Raw genomic sequence first — 18,572 nt, 5'->3', positions numbered from 1 at the left:
GGCCCGGATATCGGTCTTACTTTTTGCTTTCAGACAGCGCATGGATCGCTTTGTCCATGACTTCCTGGTGCTCTTTGTTGTTGACGAATTTCTCGCTGTTGACTTTGTCCCAGAGATTTTCATCCGTCATGTTCTGGTGGCAGCCCATGCACAGACCTGTCCGTTCCATCTTCTCGCGCATCTCTTGTGGAAGCGGTCCGGTCAGATCCCAGTGGGAACCAACAGACACCAGCTGTTTGCCGTCTTCGGTCACGATCCTGGAAAGGTCATGATCAAGGCTTGGGATCGGCTGGCTCTGGACAGAGGTCTTGCCAGGGATCATTTCACCCTTTGCCGTCTCCAGATCCACTGTGAAGCCTTTGTCATAACCGTTCAGGAAGCGGCCACCGGAGATGCCATATCCGAGTGCTTTCGGATTGTTGTGGCAGCTCTCACAGGACCGGGCTTCCCGGCCGGCTGTGTGCGGCTGAACAGCGGCATGCTCGACACCCTTGGTCCCGCCGGCATCCGGGGTCATCCAGGTCTCATTGTGCGCAACCGTGTTGCCATCCTTGTCGATCACGGTCGTGATCACCTGACAGCCAGGCATCAGCGGGCTGACACGGCCTTCACCGTTGATGCCCAGGGTCGGCTCTTCCCACCGCAGGTAACTGCGGGTTTCAGAAACCTTGCCAGGACCGGTCATGCCGTTGGTACCCATGGCCGCGTCCGGAGTCAGACCATCTTCGCCGCGGTTGTTGGCGTTGGTGATCCAGTCGACGTCGGTCTTGCCCTCGGAATAGTCGACAGTCACATGACAGCCGTAGCACTGCGGTGCCCAGTCAGCATGACAGGCATAGCACTCCATGCTTTCCATGTGTTTGCCGACACTCATCATGGCGACTTCCGCATTCGGCGACTTCCAAGTGCCGTCCTTGGCAATCTGCTTCAGGACCGGAATTTCGAAGTCGAGACCAGAGGCGGAATGCATGATGACCTTGTCACCAGACTTCACGACGTTGCCGAACGGGTTGCCGCGCGCTGTCAGAAGGTAACCGTCCTGAGCTTCATACTCATAAGCCAGATACTGTTCTTCTGTCAGTTCATCGGTCAGACCGCGGGCGTCGCCTTCAGCCTTAACGCCGAACTCTTCACCATATCCGAGCGGCAGCTCCCACGGGAACTGGCTGACGGTGCCGTGACAGTCCTCACACTCAACTTCAACCTGTGCCAGCGTGGTTCCCGGCAGGTTGCCGTCGCCGTGCATGTCGATGGTTGTGTGGCAGTCCTGGCATAGCAGCCCGCCTTCCGGGTTGCCCGGACGCGACTCTTGCGCGTGGTGCAGGTCTTCCTTGATGTAAAGGTACTTCTTGGTGTGAAGCTTCGGCTGTTTGCCACCCTTTTCATCATATGGCGAGCCATAGGGAAATTCCATGATGCCTTGATAACTGACACCGATCCGCTTGCCGCGGTTATGACAGCTCACACAGGATTCCGTCGGAATTCCGGAATACTCAAGACCGTTGTGATTGACCTTGGACTTCCGAGATCCCTGCATCTGGTGGGTCAGCAATTTGCCCGGCTGATCCTTCGCGATGGTTGGGTCGCTGCCTTCATAAAAGCCATCGTTCGAATAGGGAACGTGACAGGAAGAGCACCCGGCCCCGCGGAAGTCACCGCGTTTTTCGCGGCCCGTCACACCAACGTGACAGCGCTGACACTGCTGACGGGAATAGGTGATACCAGCCAGATTCGGGTGATCAGATACCGCCTCAACATCCACATCCGGCACCTGCTCCATGGAGTCCGGCAACTGATCGGGATGCGCTTCGGCATAAGCGGTCATGTACTCTTTATACTTGTCCGTCCCGACAGCCGGGGTTTTGCCGTCTTCATCAACCAGGGTGTAATTGCCGTAGACCGCACGGCGGCCGTCAATCACGCCCCAGGACCACAGGTTGCCCTGAAGCTTGCCGGCTTCGGTGTTCATCAGGGATTTGGTCAAGCGCTCGGTATAGCCTTCATGGCACTGGCCACAGGCTTTTTCCGCAATCGGCAAGGCGCCGGGGTCGGGATAGAAAGTATGCGGACCACCGGCATCAGCCAGATCTTGAACTGTGCCCTTGTGGGCATCTTCGGCGGTCAGCCCTTGCGGATTGCCGCCATGACAAACCACACAGCCAGCAGGATCGCCGAGATCCGGCCCCATGGCTTCAATGGTTTCCATCATCACGCCACCAGTGAATTTCTCAATTCCCTCGTGGCACGACAAACAGCCCTTTTCCTGGGCGACCGCAAGGTCGACCTTTTCGGGCACTTCTTGCGCAAAGGCAGAGCCACACAGCAGCACGCCAATCGCAATCAACAGGTTTCTCATAAGACCCGACTCCTCTCCGAGTTCAGTCTTCCTGAAGCTACGAAGGAGCAGAATCTCATTCCCTGATAATTGTCAGAGTTCTGCAATTAGCAGGTATCAAAGTTTACATATTTAGTTTCAAAGATTTGAAATGATTCAAATCATAGAGAGGAGTTCGAAGGCACTGTAGCGTTCTTTGCGTGAACCTTACTAACCAAAGTCAAGTAGGCAACAGGTTCGTGCGGGGCCGCATGTCGAGTTACAATGTTTCGATAAATGGCAATCTGGAATGCAGCGAGTCCATGTGTGCACACAGGCTTTGCCGGAGCGCGCAGTCCACTCACTCAAGCCGCCGGCACAAAATGCTGCGCCGTGGCGACAGACTGGATATTTCAGAAGGTTTTTGCCGGAAAATCTGGGTCATTCTCAGCGGCATGACCGCTATCTGCATTGGGCTGGCTGACGGCCGGCGCCAGATACTCGGCATAGAAACCGCCGGAAATGTCATTTGCGGTGTTGGGACCAGCGCGGGTCCCCGAACGGGTGAATGGATCGAGGCGCTCTGCGACACGATGTTATGCGAGCTCGACCTTCAAACAATGGTTCAAATGAGCGACGGATCGAGGCAAGGTTGCCCGCAAGCTCTGGTAAGCGAACTCTTCAATGTCATGCATCAACGGCTGGAAGAGTGTTCTGCGCATCTCGTTACCCTCGGCCGGCTCGACAGCACCGAACGGGTCACCCTGTTTCTTTTGGACATGGCTAACCGGATTGGCCGGCCTGTGAACCAGGGCATCTACGTCGAACTTCCGATGACCCGGGAGGACATTGCCGACTATTTGGGGCTGAATACCGAAACCATTAGCCGGATTTTCACCCGGCTGAAAAAAAGCAAACTGGTCCAGTTTCCGGCACGCAATGCCTATTCTCTGATTGATCCGGCAGCGCTTCAAAGACGGTTGCCGTTACCAGTGCCAGAGACCTCGACAAACTCTGTTGTCAGGGAGGTCCTGACTGGGTCCACCTCACCTCAATCTTTCCGGGACGGAGCCTGTTCATGATCATCGAGTTTGGTCATTTTTGTCTAGTCTTGGCGCTTGCAGTTGCCGTTCTCCAGGCCATCGTCCCGATTTGGGGTCTTCAAACCGACAACGCCTCCGCCATGCGCTTTGCGGATCACGCAGCGGAGATCCAGTTCCTTGCGATCGCGGCCGCCTTTGGAGCTCTCACCTACGCTTATGTGGTGTCCGACTTCTCGGTTCTGAACGTTGCGCTCAACAGCCATTCCAGCAAGCCGCTACTTTACAAAGTGACGGGTGTCTGGGCGAACCACGAAGGGTCGATGCTTCTCTGGGTGCTGATCCTGGCCTTGTTCAGTGTTCTAATCGCGTTCTTCGGCAAGACCATTCCGGTCAGCATGCGCTCCGTAGTGCTCGCCGTCCAGGCCATGATCGGCGTTGGTTTCATCGGATTTATCCTGCTCACATCGAACCCGTTTGAGCGCATTCCTCATCCTCCGCTCGATGGCCAGGGCATGAACCCGCTGCTTCAGGATCCGGGCGTCGCCTTCCATCCGCCGCTGCTTTATCTCGGTTATGTCGGATTTTCGACGGCGTTCTCCTTTGCCATTGCAGCTCTGGTTCGTGGCCAAGTTGATCCCAGCTGGGCTCGCTGGATGCGCCCCTGGGTATTGCTGGCCTGGTCCGGCTTGACCGCCGGTATCGCGCTTGGCAGCTGGTGGGCTTACTACGAACTCGGCTGGGGCGGTTTCTGGTTCTGGGATCCGGTTGAAAATGCGTCCTTCATGCCCTGGCTCCTGGGAACGGCACTGCTCCACTCGGCCATCGTCGTTGAAAAACGCGCAGCCCTCCTAACCTGGACAATCCTGCTGGCGATCCTGACCTTTGCGCTCAGTCTGGTGGGCACTTTCCTGGTGCGATCGGGCATTCTGTCGTCCGTTCACGCATTCGCTAACGATCCTGAACGCGGCGTCTTCATCCTTCTGCTGTTGGTCTTGGCGATTGGTGGAGCCTTGACCCTTTTTGCAGCGCGGGCGTCGCACATCCGGGAAGGCGGAACTTTTGGAACACTCTCCCGCGAGACGGGTTTGCTGATGAACAATGTGCTGTTGAGTGCCTGCACGGCGACCGTGTTTGTCGGCACACTGTTCCCGCTGTTCCTTGATATCGTGACAGGCGAAAAAATCACCGTCGGCGCGCCGTACTTCAACCGAACTTTCCTGCCGATCTTTGCTGGCGTTGTGCTGCTCGCTGGAATTGGGCCGTTCTTGTCCTGGAAACGGGCCAACATGCGCCGCGTTCGCAGGGATACGCTGATAACAGCATCGACAACTGCGGTGCTGGGAATCCTGCTGCTGGTCGTCTTCGGCACGCCCGATCCGGTCAGCATCTTCGGTATCGGCACCGCGCTTTTCTTAGGCGTTGCAACGCTCCTGGATCTCGCCCGCCGTGCCGGTGTCGGGTCGGCAAAATGGTCAGCTATTCCAAGACGATTGTTCGGCCTGCCGCTGTCGGCCTGGGGGCTTTATACCGGACATCTGGGGATCACAATCGCCTCGGCCGGTGTCGTCGCAGCATCCCTCTGGAGCATCGAAAAGATCCAGACCGTCACACCGGGCGTCCCGATTGAGGTCGGCCGTTATGAATATAACTTGGTTCAGGTCAAGGACGGCTTTGGGCCGAATTACAGGACATCTGTCGCCACTGTTAACGTCACCTTAGGCGGCGAACCGGTGACCACGCTCTATCCCGAGCGCCGCTGGTATCCGGTTGAGCAAAAACCCACGACAGAAGCCGGCATTGAAACCCGCTGGCACGGCGATTACTACGCAGTGCTGGGCGATCCAGCTGCCAATGGCCAGTTTGTGGTCCGCTTCTATTATAATCCTGGCGTTCCCTGGATGTGGCTTGGCGCCCTGCTTATTTCCTTGTCCGGACTGATTTCGCTCGGTGACCGCCGCCTCCGTGTCGGCGTTCCGGCCTCCCGTAAATCGGCTGGGGCAGTGCCCCAACCGGCCGAATAGGAGGCCGTCTGATGACCACAGTTCTCCGGCTATCACTAAGACCGCTTCTGGCAGCACTTATCGCCTTAACTCTTGCATCCAGCACAGCCCTTGCGGTTGACGGCAGCGAAATGTTTGCCGACCCGGCCAAAGAAGAACGCGCTCGGGAAATCGGCCGCCAGCTCCGATGCATGGTCTGCCAAAACCAGTCGATCTTTGATTCCAATTCCGGTTTGGCCAAAGACCTCAGAGTCCTGGTGCGCACCCGTATGGAAGAAGGCGAAACGGATAAGGAGATCCTCTCCTACATCGCGGACCGCTATGGCGATTATGTCCTGTTGAACCCGCGCTTGTCTCTCAAGAACGCTGTTCTCTGGTTGACGCCGGTCATGGCACTGCTGCTGAGCCTGGGGGCTGCCATCGGATATATGAGATCCCATAGGCACCCTGTTGAAGAGATTTCGCTGACCGAGGAAGAACGCTCTTCGGCGCAGAAAATACTGAAGGATGGCCGGTCATGACCTCTTTTTGGATACTGACAATTGCCGCTTTGGGTCTGTGCGCCCTTTGGCTGGTCTGGCCGTTTTTGCGCCGAACCGAAGTTGAACGGGATGAAACCGACGCAGCACTATCTATTTATCGGGATCAGGCAGATGAGGTCCATAGAGACCTGGACGCCGGGCTGATTTCACAGTCGGAGTTTGATGCCGCCCAAAGAGAAATCGAAGCGCGTGCTCTGCGCACAGCCCGTCATTCGGTCGGCGGCATGTCTGTGTCTCACCGCTCGCCGATCGTTGCAGTCATTGTCTTGATCGCAATTTGTGTCGGATCGATCGGTGGATATCTCTGGCTCGGCCATCCTGAACTGCAAGACCAGCCGCTGGCGGCTCGTAAAACGGAAACCCTGATCCGCAAGGCGGAGGCAGGCGACATCAACAGCCGCATCCAGCTTTTGGTTGAAGCAGTCAAGGAGAGCCCGGAATCTTTTGAAAACTGGTGGCTGCTCGCAAAAAGCTATGCGGCGACCGGTGACAATGCGTCTGCAGCCGATGCTTACAGACGCGCAGCGGAATTGTCCGGCAATGATCCGAGCGTTCTGTCCACTTATGCTGAATCCATGACCTTGGCCAATGGCAACAAGGTTCCCCAGGCAGCAAAGATTCTGTTCGAGCAAATCCGGGCAGAAAACAACGACCCGCGGGCACGCTATTACCTGGCTCTTGCAAAGGCCCAGGCACAAGATTTTGAGGGCGCATTGAACGACTGGGCCGCCCTTGCAGCAGATTCCGATCCGCGCGCACCATGGATGCAGCTCGTCCGGCGCGACATCGTCAATATGGCCCGCTTCACCAAACGGGATGTCAAAGACTATTTGCCGGAAGCAACCGACACCGAAGTCGCCAGAGCCGGCGGTGATGGCAACGGTAGGGATCCGGTTGCCCTCGCCGACCGGGCAGCAGATCTGGATCAATCCTTGGTGGGTGACCCGACCAACTACAAGGGCTGGCAGGAGCTGGCTCAAATCCGAGCTGCTCTCGGCGAAGACGATCTGGCACGTTTGGCCATCGAAGAAGCCCGTCAGCGGTTTGCCGCGGCCCCCTTCGTCCTTGCCAAGATCAATGAGACTGCGACTGATCTGGGTTTGGACCTCATTGAAAGCCAATCCGGCACCAAAAGAATAACCGACGAAGACGTAGCTGCTGTCCAAAGCCTGTCACAAGATGATCAAGCTGACCTCATTCAAGGGATGGTCGCAGGATTGGCCGCCAAGCTGGAAGAAAACCCCGACAACCCTGATGGATGGACAATGCTGGTGCGGTCTTACGCGACCCTGGGTGACACCGAAAAAGCAGAAGCAGCTTTTGCCAAGGCGGAGGATCACTATGCTTCCGACCCGATCATACTAGCACGGATCAAAAAGAGCGTTGGGAGCTTGATCGGCAAGTAATTTCGCTGCGACGGTGTGTCTGTCCTAACCGGAAAGCTGCAACACCTGAAGCCCTCAGGAACCCTGGCCAAGATCCTTGAGTTTCGCAACGCGCAAGCGCTGGACACTCTGCGCAGTAGGTAGTATCAACAGGCGACCTAAAATTTTCGTGATATCTGACAAACTTCGAAAAATATCGATATTATCAACCTCATGAGCATCCAGGCCCAATTAGATCCGGCGCAAGAGCCGTCCGCCACCCAGCGTGCTTATCTAGCGCTTCGGCACAAGATCCTGACTGGAGAAATACCGCCGGGTGAAAAGCTTAAAATAGAAAGTCTCCGCAAAATCCTGGACATGGGCGGCTCACCGATCCGCGAAGCCCTCACGTTGCTGGTGTCAGACCTTTTGGTGGAGCGGCTTGATCAACGCGGGTTCCGCAGCGCCGAGGTCGGTCCTGAGAATTTCGCAGAGATCTTGAAACTTCGCTGTCATCTTGAGGAGATGGCTCTGCGCGAGAGCATCGAGCATGCCAATCAGACTTGGGAAGATCAGCTGGTGATCAGCCATCACAGAATGATGCGCGAACCGCGCAGTAACGTTGAGCGGTTCGAAGACCTGCATAAGGCCTTTCACATGAGCCTGATCGGGGCCTGCACATCGAATGTCTTGCTGAAGTTCTGCAACCAGCTTTACGATCTCAATATCCGCTACCGTTATCTGGCTGGCAAAGCGCTGGATTATTCCACTCGCGACATCGGCAAAGAGCATACTGAGATCATGAATGCCGCGGTCGACCGCGACACTGAAAAAGCCTGTTACTTACTGCTAGATCACTATCAGCGGACCGGGGCTTTTCTGGAAAAGCACTTTTCTTCCGAAGCCGTCGCGTAACGCGAACGATTCATTTCAGAACGAGACACAGCAACAAAAAAGGCGGGCACATAACTCCCGCCTCTGTTTTTTAAGCGTTGCCGCCTACGCCTTGACCAGGATCAGATCGAAAGAAGCCTTCAAATAGGGCCCATCGACCTTGCCGGAGAGCTCGAACCCTTCTTCCGGGAAACTTCCGGCCGGCTGTTCGACATAGGTCATGATCAAATCTTCACGGACACCAAAGACCGTGTCTTCATCCAAATATGGATCATCATCCGGGAAAATCTCAGTCACCAGATCACGATACCCAGGCGCTTTTACAATGTAGTGGAGGTGTGACGGACGCCACGGGTGGCGGCCGCTGGCATTCAAGATATCGCCAACCGGCCCGTCACTTGGAACCGTGTAACTAATAGGTTTCACGGACGTAAAGGCATAACGCCCGTCTTTTCCGGTTGTTTGAATCCCATGGAAGGAATAGGTGTCCTGATCCGGATCCTGACTAGAGTACATCCCATTTGGCGCGGTCTGCCAGATATCAAGTTCCGCTCCCTCGATCGGGTTCCCCATGACATCACGGATCGTGCCCTCGGCCAAAAGGACTTGCTCTTTGAAGTCCTTTCTGAGGTCGCCGCCAATCGGCAAAGCTGGTGCTCCGGTAATATGGAACGGACCAAGCACGCTTGACGATGTTCCGTCCGGACTGGAATTCAACATGTCGACAAGGGACGACAACCCGAGCACATCGGAAAGCAGCACAAATTCATGCCGCTCTTCGTCAGAAATGTTTCCAGCCCACTCCAGAAACTCAATGCCCTTACGCCATTCGGCATGGGTCAAGTTCGTATCACGTGCAAAATCATGCAAATGAGTGACGAGGCTCTTCAGTATTTCCTTCAGCCGCGGGTCTGTATCCGGACCGAAATAGTTCATGAAAACGTCGGTTATGTTGTCTTTGGTGACGCGGCGCATGAAGTCCTCTTAGTTTAGGATGGCCAGGCTCAATGACGGCCAGCGGATCAAGGCAACCAGGACGATCAGCATGACCAGCGCGAACGGAAACGCGCCGACAAAAACGTCCTTGAGCGAAATCCTGGGGTCGTTCAACGTGGCTTTGATGACAAAACAGGAGATGCCGAGCGGCGGTGTCAGGAGCCCGATTTCTGCACCAACAACCGTCACAATTCCGAACCAGACCAGCGACAGGCCCATGGGCTCGACCAGCGGCAGGAATAACGGCACGACGATTAGGATGATCGACGCCGTATCGAGGATCGTGCCCAAAAAAATCATCATGAGTACATAAATGACCATGATCCAGAAGAAGGTCATCTGTGTGTCGTTGAGTAGATCGCCAAGCTCATTCGGCACACCAGCAAGCCCGAGCATCCGGCTGTAGATCGAAGCAGCCGTAATCAGGAAAAGAATGGACGCGGTGATATGACCGGTTTCTAAAAGTGCCTGCCAGAGCGATTGCAGGGACAATTTTTTGCGGAACGCTGCGATCAACAATCCCAGGAGCGATCCTGCAGCGCCCGCTTCCACAGGCGTCAACCAGCCAGTATAGATCCCACCAAGGACAGCAACGATCAGCACCAACGTTGGCACAGTCTTATCGGCGATTTCCAGCGGTGACATCCACTCTGTTTCTTCCACCGAGCGGCCACCAACATATTTGGGCGTCAGCCGGCCCATCAGGAAAATCGCGACAACATAAGCGGCGGCCAGCATCAGTCCCGGAACCACCCCGGCCAAAAACATATCGCCGACACTTTGCTCAGCCACAAAAGAGTAGATGATCAACATCGCTGATGGCGGAATGATCATTCCAAGCACCGACGATCCGGCGACCACCCCAACGGCAAAGCGTGGATTGTAGTCGAAAGCCAACATTTGCGGCACAGAGACCTTGGAAAACACCGAGGCAGACGCGATGGAGGATCCAGTCACGGCCGCAAAGACCGCATTGGCTCCGACCGTTGCCATTCCGATCCCGCCTTTGACCCTCCGGAAACCGGAATTCATCACCTGATATATATCAGCGCCCAGTCCCGCCTTTGAGACGATTAGCCCCATAAACGTAAATAAGGGGACCGTGGCGAAGGTGTATTCCATCACACTGTCGCCAATGGCGATTTTCAAAAGATTGATGGCGAGGTCAAAATTGTCCCGCATCAACAGGATGGAAACGAAAGACACGAGGCCAAGCGCAATCGGAATGTAAACGCCGATATAGACCAGGACTACGATCGCGATGACGGACAGAGTGCCAATTTCAAAAGGTGTCACGCCTGGTCCTCTTTGTTTACTTTCATACGCAACGGCGGAAGCTTGGTTTCTGGCCGATAGACCTTCAGCAGAAATATCACTGTGCACAGACCCGCACTGAGATAGATCGCGAGTTTTATGGGCCACCAAGGCGCGGTGAACACACCTGGCACGCCAAAGAAGTCTTTTGTTTCATACATTTCTAGGAATTCTGGCCAAATCGCATAGGCGACAAGCGCCATGAACACGGCAGATGCAAAATCGATCAGCCGGCGGAGCGACTTTACAAGACCAGGGCGTGTCACCCCCAAAACTGTCAGAAACCCATCTGAGCGGGTCAGACGGCCAACACGCACCACGTCCGGCAACTGTAGGAAGACTATGAGAACCATTGAGAACTGTACAACTTCGACAGCTCCCCTGAATGGCGCGTTGAAAAATCCACGCGCCACCACATCATAACTTACCACCAGAACGAGGGCGAGGACGATCAATGTGCCAACTGCGTTGGCGCCAATCGCCACCCAGTTGGCCACTGTTGAGATAGCCCGCAGGCCGATGTCCAAAAGACGCAGCATATGAGCTATCCTGTTTCTGATACGGCGCTTATTGCGTCAGTTCCGCGGACCAGTCCCGGACCGGCGTATAACCAGCGTCCTTGAGCTTAGCCGTATAAGCCTTGAGCATATCACTGCCCGGCTCGCCCTTGGTATCGAGACCAGCCGCCCATTCGACCGCAATATTCGGCATGTTTGCAGCCCATTGAGCCCGCTCGGCCGGATCCATTTCAACAACGGTTCCACCCGATTCCATGTAGGCAGTCCGGCTTGCATCCGCCCGGTCCATGGCGACACCGGCAACATGGTCACGATAAGCCACGGCGACCTCTTGAAGGACACCTTTGACCTCATCCGGCAACTTGTCCCAGTAGTCTTTGTTGACGGTGATCGTCTTGGAATTCACCGCACCAAGATCCGCTTTGAGCATATAAGGGGCGACTTCTGCGATCTTGAAAGTCTTGGCTGCTTCCGGCCACAACATGGCATTGTCGACAAGCCCGGTCTGCAGCATGTTATAGAAGTCAGTCAGACCACCACGAACACCAGCCGCATTATCCAGGCCTTCCAGGTACCGCAGGTTCATGCCGGCACCGGCCACTTTGGATCCGGCCAAATCGGAAATAGAATCAATCGGTTCCTTGGAGAACACCTGATAGGTATCGAGCACAACCCCCGTTGCCAGATAGACTTGATTCTGCGCCTCGAATTCCTTCTGCATTGTCGGGAATTCTTTGGCGATTTCATCGACCGCCTTCGCGACCGCTCTTGCATCCGGCGCGATAAACGGTGTCACAGCCGACAAAGCCTGGCTTGGCAGTTTCGATGAATGGAAAATCGTGGTGACGATACCGATGTCGCCGAGGCCAAGCTTAATCCCCTCAAGGACGCCCTTCGGCTTGACGATTGAGCCGCCGTAGCTTTCTTGCCATTCGATCTTGTAATTGCCGGTCTTGGCAAGGCGCTTATCGACTTCTGGGATGAAGAACTCTGAGAATTCTTTCACCCACATAGCTCTGGACGGATAGCCGTCGATCGCTACCGCTTTGATAACTTCGGTCGCGAAGGATGGCATTGCCGTTGCGCTCAACGCTGCAAGTGCAATCACGCTCCGTCTAGTCAGTTTTCCGATCATTGTATTTCCTCCCAAAAAACTTCCGAGGTTTCAGGCCTTCTTCCAACTGATCACGAGATTGGTTCCCGCTTGTTCGTAGAGCTTTGAAATCGGGCAATATTTGGCTGTTTCTTCCGCGACCTGCGCGAGTTCTTCGTCACTCGCCGGGCCGTCGGACGTGATGTCGAGCCGGATTTCCTTGAATGGAACATCCACTTCCTCCATCAAGAGGACGCCCCGCCGGTCGAAATCAATTTCCATTTGAAAGCTGAGGTGGCCGATATCGGCCCCAAGCTTGTCTGCACATTTGTTGCCGATGGTGTTCGTGCAACCGATCAACGCGGCATATGCGGTTTCGGTTGGAGAGAACCCGGTGTTGGTGCCGCCTCGTTCAACCGGCTCATCAATCTCTGACTTCAGATCGCGCACCAGAACCTCGCAGCGGGAATGGCTGCTGGCAGTGCCGGTCATACGAACCGTAATAACTGTTTTTTGCCGAATGGCCATCTGTGCCTCTCAGAGAAACTTACAGGCCGTCTCGAACGGCAACCGCGGTAATTTCTGGAACAATGCGCTTTCATCCGCATATCCCAGGTTACACAGGAAGTTGGACTTGAGAGTTGTTCCTGCAAAAAACTCTTCATCCACAATCTGGTTCGAAAACCCGGACATGGCCCCGACATCGAGCCCAAGTGCCCGCGCCGCTATCATGAAATAGGCGCCTTGCAATGTTCCATTGCGAAATGCGGTTACTTCCGAGTGCTCGGGTTTGCCGACAAAATGCGGCCTGCGGTCCTCATGCGGAAACAAGAACGGCAGTTCTTTCCAGAATTCGAGATCGTGGGCAATAATCACACTCACCGGAGCCGACATCATCTTGTCGATGTTCTTATCCTTGAGCGATTTTGCCAGCCGCTGCTTAGCCTCCATGCTTTCAACAAAGAAGAACCGTGCTGGGCAGGTATTCATGCTTGTCGGGCCGGAAGCGGTGATCTCGTAGAGCGTCTCCAACATCTCACGGGACACAGGCTTGTCTTGCCAGGCGTAATGCGAGCGCGCCCCCCGAAGAATGAGATCGATACTATCATCGTCAAGGTGCGGAAGCCGGCCCCGCAAGGATCGCACCACGTCTTGCGCCTCGGCCCGGAGTTTTTCCAAGGCTTCACCGACAGGCGCGACTGAGGCAGACATTGTCATTCAGCGGCCTCCGTCGCAGAAACATCTTCTTCAGCCACAATCGGATTGGCGCATATGCCGATGCCCTCAATCTCGACTTCAACAATCTCGCCCGGGCGCAACCAACGCTGCGGTTTTTTGGCATGGCCAACCCCTGGAGGGGTGCCCATCGCCAAGTAATCGCCGGGCTCGAGGGTCGTATATTCGGAGATGGTGGAAATGGTGCGCGCGACACTCCAAAGCATATCGGATGTGGTCGCGCTTTGAAGGATCTCGCTGCCGACGCGGCTTTCGATTTTCAGACCTTCCGCGCCATCCGGAAGCTCATCTGGCGTCACAACAACTGGTCCAATCGGGCCTGTGCCATCAAAATTTTTGCCCGGCGTCCACTGGTGCGTCTTGCGCTGGTATTCGCGCACGGACCCATCATTGAACAGCGTATAGCCAAAGACATGATCAAGGGCATCCGCTTCGCTGATATGCCGACCGCCTTTGCCGATAATCACCATCAACTCGGCTTCATAATCCAGCTGTTCAGAACAGGAAGGGCGGACCATTGGGGCGCCTGCAGGGATCATTGATGTGGTGGACCGCATAAATAGCGCAGGATAGGTGGGCACATCGTATCCACCCTCTTTGATGTGGTCGACGTAATTGAGGCCGAGACAGATAATCTTACCGGGCTTCGTTACCGGTAGCGCAGGTGTGATGGCTGCAGCGTCACACGCGGCCACACCGTCCTTGCGGGCCGCTAAAGCCGCAGCATCAGCTGCACCGGCAATTAGTCCCATCAGATCATGGCCAACGGCATTGTCGAGTGCCGTTAAATTCCACGCCTGTTCCCCCTCGATCAGGTAGACGCCTGGCCCTGCCGGCCCCGTTCCCACAATGATGCGCATAGTTTCCTCGGTGTTTCGAAATCAGCCTCCACTTTGACGACGTTTTTTTCATTTGTCAAATAATATCGATTTTTTTATACTCACCAAAAATCGGGAGAAACGGAATGCCCAAGTGGGAAGATTACAAACGCACAGCCAAAGAACGAGGCGCCCTGGCGCTTGAGCTTTATGTGGTGAATACCAAGCCAGTAGGACCCGACGCAGATATTCCAGGCACCCTGCCCGATCATCTTGCCTACCAAGCCAAAATGGAGGCCGCAGGCAGCCTCGCCTTCGCCGGTCCTGTCTCTGACGAAAGCGGTGAAGAGATGTTCGGAGAAGGCATGATTGTTTACAGAGCAGAATCGCTCGATGCCGCCCGGGAACTTGCAGATGGTGACCCCATGCATGCGCGCGGAGTACGCAGCTACACAATCCGCCGCTGGCTGATCAATGAAGGCAGCTTCACCCTATCGGTCGGCCTGTCTACTGCAAAAATCGACTTCAAATGACACCAAAAAGCTAACTGGCGACCGGCAGCCAATCCTGAGCTCCGGTGGCCCAACAAAAACACGCCGTTCAAAAGCGAAAACTGTTGGGAGGAGAGAATGTTGAGAACAGTAATCTCAGGAATGCTGATTGGTTTGGGTACCTTTGCCGCTCAAACCGCCATGGCGGAACCTTGCCTCAAAGTGACACTAACCGGCACCCAAGGCGGACCTCCTGTCTTTCAAGGACAGGCGGGTGCCGGTACTCTTGTTCAATACGGATCGCAGGAAAACAAATGCAATGACGTTCGTCTGCAGTTCGACACCGGCCGTGGAACGACACAGCGCTTGTCACAGGCCGGAGTTCCGGTCGGAAAACTAGATGCGGTTTTTCTAACCCATCTGCACTCCGACCACACGGAAGGCCTCGCCGACATGATGCAGTTGCGCTGGCACTTCAATTCAGGCGGTCCGAAGGTGGATCTGGTATGCAGCGAGGAAACCAAGTCTCCTCTTGGTTTTGCCCTGAGCTGCGAACGCTTTGCCAAACATATTGGGGATGCGCTCATCAATTCCGGTGAAATCGCCCAGCGTCTTGCCGAAAACAAAAAACGGCTCCCCGGAGGTCCTGCAGACCTGATCAACGTGAAAGACTTCAAGCCTGAAGAGGATGCAAAACAGGTTTGGGCCAAAGGTGATGTCACGGTCAGCGCTATCCGCTCAACTCATATTGCAGGTCATGCCTCCTACCGGGTTGATACGCCGGCCGGCAGCGTTGTAATCGGTGGAGATGCCGGAAACGACACCCGTAAGCCACCTCGGGAAACGTCTACATCAGCCCAGGTTGAAAAACTCGCTAATGGTGCTGACATCGTGGTTCATTCTACAATCCACCCGGTGATGGGACCGGATGGCGGGACCGGTTTCCCGCCGCCGATCTATTTCCGGCAAAGCAATGCCACCGATCTTGGCCATTTGGCCCGCCGTGCCGGTGTCAAACATCTCATGCTGACCCATTTGATCCCACCCGTTGGCGCACCGCGCCAAGGCCCTTACAAGTTGCCTGACGGCGCCTTGGCCAATGAAGATTATCTCGGCGCAGTTTCGGACAGCGGGTTTGAAGGAGACACGATTGTTGGGACTGACCTGGTTTCTCTAACTCTACCAGTGCAGAACTGATCGAAAGATCTTTGATCAAACAATTGAGCCGGCCCGCGAGTGCGTGAGCCGGCTTTTTTTATTCCGATGCAGTCGCTTCAGTCTGAGAAATCCGGCGCATCGACATTCGCCGGGTCACAATTTGGCGCCTGATAAACGCAATCATAAAGACAGCCGTCAGGATCAGCACGATCGTCGGCGCCGGGGCACTGTCCAAAAAGAAGCTCAGGTAAGTCCCGGCAAGCATAGACCCCATACAAACAATCACAGAGACCCAAAGCATCGTGCCGAACTTGCGCACCAGTAAAAAGGCAATCGCACCCGGAGCGATCAGCAAGCCGATCGCGAGGATCAATCCGGCCGCAGACAATGTGGCAACAATCGTTAAGGACAGGGCTGCCAGCAATCCGTAGTGCAGCACATTGACCGGAAGGCCGGAGGCTTGCGCCTGAGCGGCATCAAAACTGTGCAGCACAAGATCTTTCCATTTCAAGACAAGCGCACCGGCAACCAGCACCGAAATAATGCCCGCTGTCCAAAGGTCCTGACTGCCAACCCCCAGCATGTTGCCAAAAAGGATGTGATCTAGGTGCGCATTCGTTTCGATCGAAACATAAAGCACAATGCCAAGACCAAACATGCCGGAGAAGACGACCCCCATGACCGTGTCTTGCTTGACCCGGCTGTTGCCGGACAAATAGCCCGTCGCAACGGCGCAGATCATTCCTGCTCCAAACGCCCCCAGGATCAAAGGGATACCAAAGATGTAGGCAAGCACAATGCCGGGCAGCACAGCGTGGCTGACAGCATCCCCCATCAAGGCCCACCCCTTCATCACTAGAAAGCAGGACAAGAGCGCGGTTGGGACAGAAACAAGCACGCATATCAAAAACGCATTCTGCATGAACGCGAATTTGAAAGGCAGCATCAACATATCGAGGTCCATCACAGGTCCTCCCCGACAACGGCCTGGTGCATGTTTGTGTCAGCCGGCCCTTGGCGCAGAGCTTCAGCCGCCTTGTGGCGGGCAGCCAGAAGGCCGTGTTTGGGCGCAAACACAAAGGCCACGAGAAAGATTAGTGTTTGCAGGGTGACGATGATTCCGCCCGTTGCACCGTCCAGAAAATAGCTGATGTAGGCGCCAACAAAACTGGTGAGCGATCCGATCACGACCGACAGCATGATCAGCCGTGGAAAGCGGTCGCACAGCAGATAGGCCGTCGCGCCGGGCGTTACGACCATGGCAATAACAAGAAAAGCCCCAACTGTTTGCATCGCAGCCACGACAGAGGCCGACAGCAGAATAAAGAAGACGGCCTTTAAAAGGCCAGGCCGAAGCCCAATCGTCCGGGCATGGTTCTCGTCAAAGAAGGTCACCATCAGGTCCTTCCACTTAACGAGAAGGACAGCCAGCGAGACAAATCCAATGATCGCAAGCTGCAAGGTGTCTTCAGGTGTGATCGCCAGAATGTTGCCCATCGTGATGGTTTGGATCGACACCGACATTGGATTGACCGAAACGATGAAGAGGCCCAGTCCGAAAAAAGAAGTGAAGATCAAACCGATGATGACATCGACCTTCAAACCAGATCGCTCTGACAAGAACAGCATTGCCCCGGCTGCAAGCCCTCCGGCGATAAAGGCGCCCAGCGCGAACGGCAAGCCGAGGATATAGGCGCCGGCCACGCCCGGCACGACCGAGTGAGACAACGCATCACCGATCAGCGACCAGCCTTTGAGCATCAGGTAAGCAGACAAAAATGCGCAGACCCCGCCGACCAAGGCCGACACCCACATGGCATTGGTCATGTAACTGTAACTGAACGGCTCCAATAGAACGGATATCATTTCCGCCCCTCAGTGGTTTGCACTTCACCACCATACTGCACAAAGGGCCGCTCATCGTCGGTCAGGATGGTGACCGTGCGCTCATCCCCATCTGTGTGAAGCGTTTGATCACTGATGGTAAAGTGGCGCAGCACCCCGCCAAAGGCATGCTCCAGGTTCTCACGCGTGAACGTTGTCTCCGTTGGTCCATGCGCCAGCACAGTTCCTTTGACCAGCACCGTCCGGTCACAGAATTCCGGCACAGAACCGAGATTGTGTGTAGATACCAGCATGACCCGGCCTTCTGCTCGGAGCTCGCGCAGGAGCTCGACAATCTGCTCTTCGGTCTTCACATCGACGCCGGTAAAGGGTTCATCCAGCAAGATGACTTGACTGTCCTGCGCCAATGCTCTGGCTAGAAACACCCGTTTTCTTTGTCCGCCAGAAAGTTCCCCGATCTGACGGTGCCGGAAATTCTGCATATTGACCCTGGCAAGCGCTTCTGACACCGCCTCATGATCTGCCTTTTTCGGCCAGCGCAGAAAGCCCATGTGGCCATAACGGCCCATCATGACCACATCTTCAACCAGCACCGGAAACGACCAATCTACTTCTTCCGATTGAGGGACATAAGCGACCAGGTTTTTCCGTAAGGCCTCCCGGACGCTCATATCGAGAATTCGGATATCGCCCTTGGCCGCAGGCACAAACCCCATGATCGCCTTAAAGAGGGTCGATTTACCGGCACCGTTGACCCCGACCAAAGCTGTCACCGTGCCGCGCGGAATGTCAAAACTTGCATTCCAAAGAGCGGTATGGCCGTTTCGATAAGTGACCGTCACGTCTTCAGCCGAAATCCCATTGTCGGCTTGGTCTGGAGCCACCTCCATTCCCGCTTCCCTCAAAACATTCAACATGCAGCTTTTTCGCCCTTAGACGCTTTAGG

18 protein-coding genes are annotated in these 18,572 nt (G+C 55.3%); 7 read left to right on the top strand and 11 right to left on the bottom strand.

Annotation, left to right across the window (positions count from 1 at the left end; all coding sequences use genetic code 11):
- Positions 1-16 precede the first annotated feature (16 nt).
- The gene (locus ACOOFE_RS03405) at positions 17-2,356 is read right to left on the bottom strand and encodes a multiheme c-type cytochrome (RefSeq protein WP_420413649.1); all 2,340 of its coding nucleotides are present in this window, start codon (positions 2,354-2,356) and stop codon (positions 17-19) included.
- 341 nt (positions 2,357-2,697) lie between these two features.
- Between ACOOFE_RS03405 and ACOOFE_RS03400 the strand changes: the two genes are divergently transcribed.
- The 5 genes from ACOOFE_RS03400 to ACOOFE_RS03380 all read left to right on the top strand — a co-directional run bounded on the left by ACOOFE_RS03400 (position 2,698) and on the right by ACOOFE_RS03380 (position 8,178).
- Positions 2,698-3,396: a Crp/Fnr family transcriptional regulator gene (locus ACOOFE_RS03400; RefSeq protein WP_420413648.1), complete on the top strand. Its 699-nt coding sequence runs from the start codon at positions 2,698-2,700 to the stop codon at positions 3,394-3,396.
- On the top strand, positions 3,393-5,378 hold the full coding sequence (locus ACOOFE_RS03395) for a heme lyase CcmF/NrfE family subunit (RefSeq protein ID WP_420413647.1): 1,986 nt from the start codon (positions 3,393-3,395) through the stop codon (positions 5,376-5,378). Before ACOOFE_RS03400 ends, ACOOFE_RS03395 begins: the two co-directional genes overlap by 4 nt.
- An 11-nt stretch (positions 5,379-5,389) precedes the next feature.
- Entirely contained in the window at positions 5,390-5,878 is a 489-nt protein-coding gene (locus ACOOFE_RS03390) for a cytochrome c-type biogenesis protein (protein WP_420413646.1), read from the top strand.
- On the top strand, positions 5,875-7,305 hold the full coding sequence (gene ccmI, locus ACOOFE_RS03385; protein ID WP_420413645.1) for a c-type cytochrome biogenesis protein CcmI: 1,431 nt from the start codon (positions 5,875-5,877) through the stop codon (positions 7,303-7,305). Before ACOOFE_RS03390 ends, ccmI begins: the two co-directional genes overlap by 4 nt.
- A gap of 192 nt (positions 7,306-7,497) precedes the next feature.
- Positions 7,498-8,178: a GntR family transcriptional regulator gene (locus ACOOFE_RS03380; protein ID WP_420413644.1), complete on the top strand. Its 681-nt coding sequence runs from the start codon at positions 7,498-7,500 to the stop codon at positions 8,176-8,178.
- 84 nt (positions 8,179-8,262) lie between these two features.
- Here ACOOFE_RS03380 and ACOOFE_RS03375 read toward each other — a convergent pair whose 3' ends face one another.
- Genes ACOOFE_RS03375 through ACOOFE_RS03345 form a run of 7 tightly spaced genes read right to left on the bottom strand, consistent with a single transcriptional unit; the run spans position 8,263 to position 14,174 of the window.
- Positions 8,263-9,132 (bottom strand): dioxygenase, encoded by an 870-nt coding sequence (locus ACOOFE_RS03375; RefSeq protein ID WP_420413643.1) that lies wholly within the window; start codon positions 9,130-9,132, stop codon positions 8,263-8,265.
- Positions 9,133-9,141: 9 nt separating this feature from the next.
- The gene (locus tag ACOOFE_RS03370) at positions 9,142-10,449 is read right to left on the bottom strand and encodes a TRAP transporter large permease (protein ID WP_141185118.1); all 1,308 of its coding nucleotides are present in this window, start codon (positions 10,447-10,449) and stop codon (positions 9,142-9,144) included.
- Positions 10,446-11,006 carry a TRAP transporter small permease gene (locus ACOOFE_RS03365; protein WP_141185117.1) on the bottom strand — a complete coding sequence of 187 codons (561 nt, stop codon included), beginning with the start codon at positions 11,004-11,006 and terminating at the stop codon, positions 10,446-10,448. Before ACOOFE_RS03365 ends, ACOOFE_RS03370 begins: the two co-directional genes overlap by 4 nt.
- A 28-nt stretch (positions 11,007-11,034) precedes the next feature.
- Positions 11,035-12,120 (bottom strand): C4-dicarboxylate TRAP transporter substrate-binding protein, encoded by a 1,086-nt coding sequence (locus ACOOFE_RS03360; RefSeq protein WP_141185116.1) that lies wholly within the window; start codon positions 12,118-12,120, stop codon positions 11,035-11,037.
- 30 nt (positions 12,121-12,150) lie between these two features.
- A complete protein-coding gene (locus tag ACOOFE_RS03355; protein WP_141185115.1) occupies positions 12,151-12,606 on the bottom strand; it encodes an OsmC family protein in 456 nt (151 codons plus the stop codon).
- A gap of 9 nt (positions 12,607-12,615) precedes the next feature.
- Complete coding sequence (locus ACOOFE_RS03350; RefSeq protein WP_420413642.1) at positions 12,616-13,296, bottom strand: malonic semialdehyde reductase; 681 nt, start codon at positions 13,294-13,296, stop codon at positions 12,616-12,618.
- The gene (locus tag ACOOFE_RS03345) at positions 13,293-14,174 is read right to left on the bottom strand and encodes a fumarylacetoacetate hydrolase family protein (RefSeq protein WP_420413641.1); all 882 of its coding nucleotides are present in this window, start codon (positions 14,172-14,174) and stop codon (positions 13,293-13,295) included. The genes ACOOFE_RS03350 and ACOOFE_RS03345 overlap by 4 nt, the downstream gene beginning before the upstream one ends.
- 104 nt (positions 14,175-14,278) lie before the next feature.
- Between ACOOFE_RS03345 and ACOOFE_RS03340 the strand changes: the two genes are divergently transcribed.
- Together ACOOFE_RS03340 and ACOOFE_RS03335 are read left to right on the top strand one after the other, a co-directional pair.
- Positions 14,279-14,665, top strand: coding sequence for a YciI family protein (locus ACOOFE_RS03340; RefSeq protein WP_420413640.1), 387 nt, complete (start codon positions 14,279-14,281; stop codon positions 14,663-14,665).
- A 96-nt stretch (positions 14,666-14,761) separates the two neighbouring features.
- Positions 14,762-15,820 (top strand): MBL fold metallo-hydrolase, encoded by a 1,059-nt coding sequence (locus ACOOFE_RS03335; RefSeq protein ID WP_141185111.1) that lies wholly within the window; start codon positions 14,762-14,764, stop codon positions 15,818-15,820.
- A 58-nt stretch (positions 15,821-15,878) separates the two neighbouring features.
- Here ACOOFE_RS03335 and ACOOFE_RS03330 read toward each other — a convergent pair whose 3' ends face one another.
- Genes ACOOFE_RS03330 through ACOOFE_RS03320 form a run of 3 tightly spaced genes read right to left on the bottom strand, consistent with a single transcriptional unit; the run spans position 15,879 to position 18,516 of the window.
- Entirely contained in the window at positions 15,879-16,745 is an 867-nt protein-coding gene (locus ACOOFE_RS03330) for a metal ABC transporter permease (RefSeq protein WP_420413639.1), read from the bottom strand.
- A complete protein-coding gene (locus ACOOFE_RS03325) occupies positions 16,745-17,647 on the bottom strand; it encodes a metal ABC transporter permease (protein ID WP_420413638.1) in 903 nt (300 codons plus the stop codon). Before ACOOFE_RS03325 ends, ACOOFE_RS03330 begins: the two co-directional genes overlap by 1 nt.
- On the bottom strand, positions 17,644-18,516 hold the full coding sequence (locus ACOOFE_RS03320; protein ID WP_420413637.1) for a manganese/iron ABC transporter ATP-binding protein: 873 nt from the start codon (positions 18,514-18,516) through the stop codon (positions 17,644-17,646). The genes ACOOFE_RS03325 and ACOOFE_RS03320 overlap by 4 nt, the downstream gene beginning before the upstream one ends.
- Between the last annotated feature and the right edge of the window lie 56 nt (positions 18,517-18,572).

Source organism: Roseibium sp. (assembly GCF_965216085.1).
GTDB lineage: Bacteria > Pseudomonadota > Alphaproteobacteria > Rhizobiales > Stappiaceae > Roseibium.
Note: the sequence above shows the minus strand (reverse complement) of the source record. Positions and strands in the feature narration are given on the sequence as shown.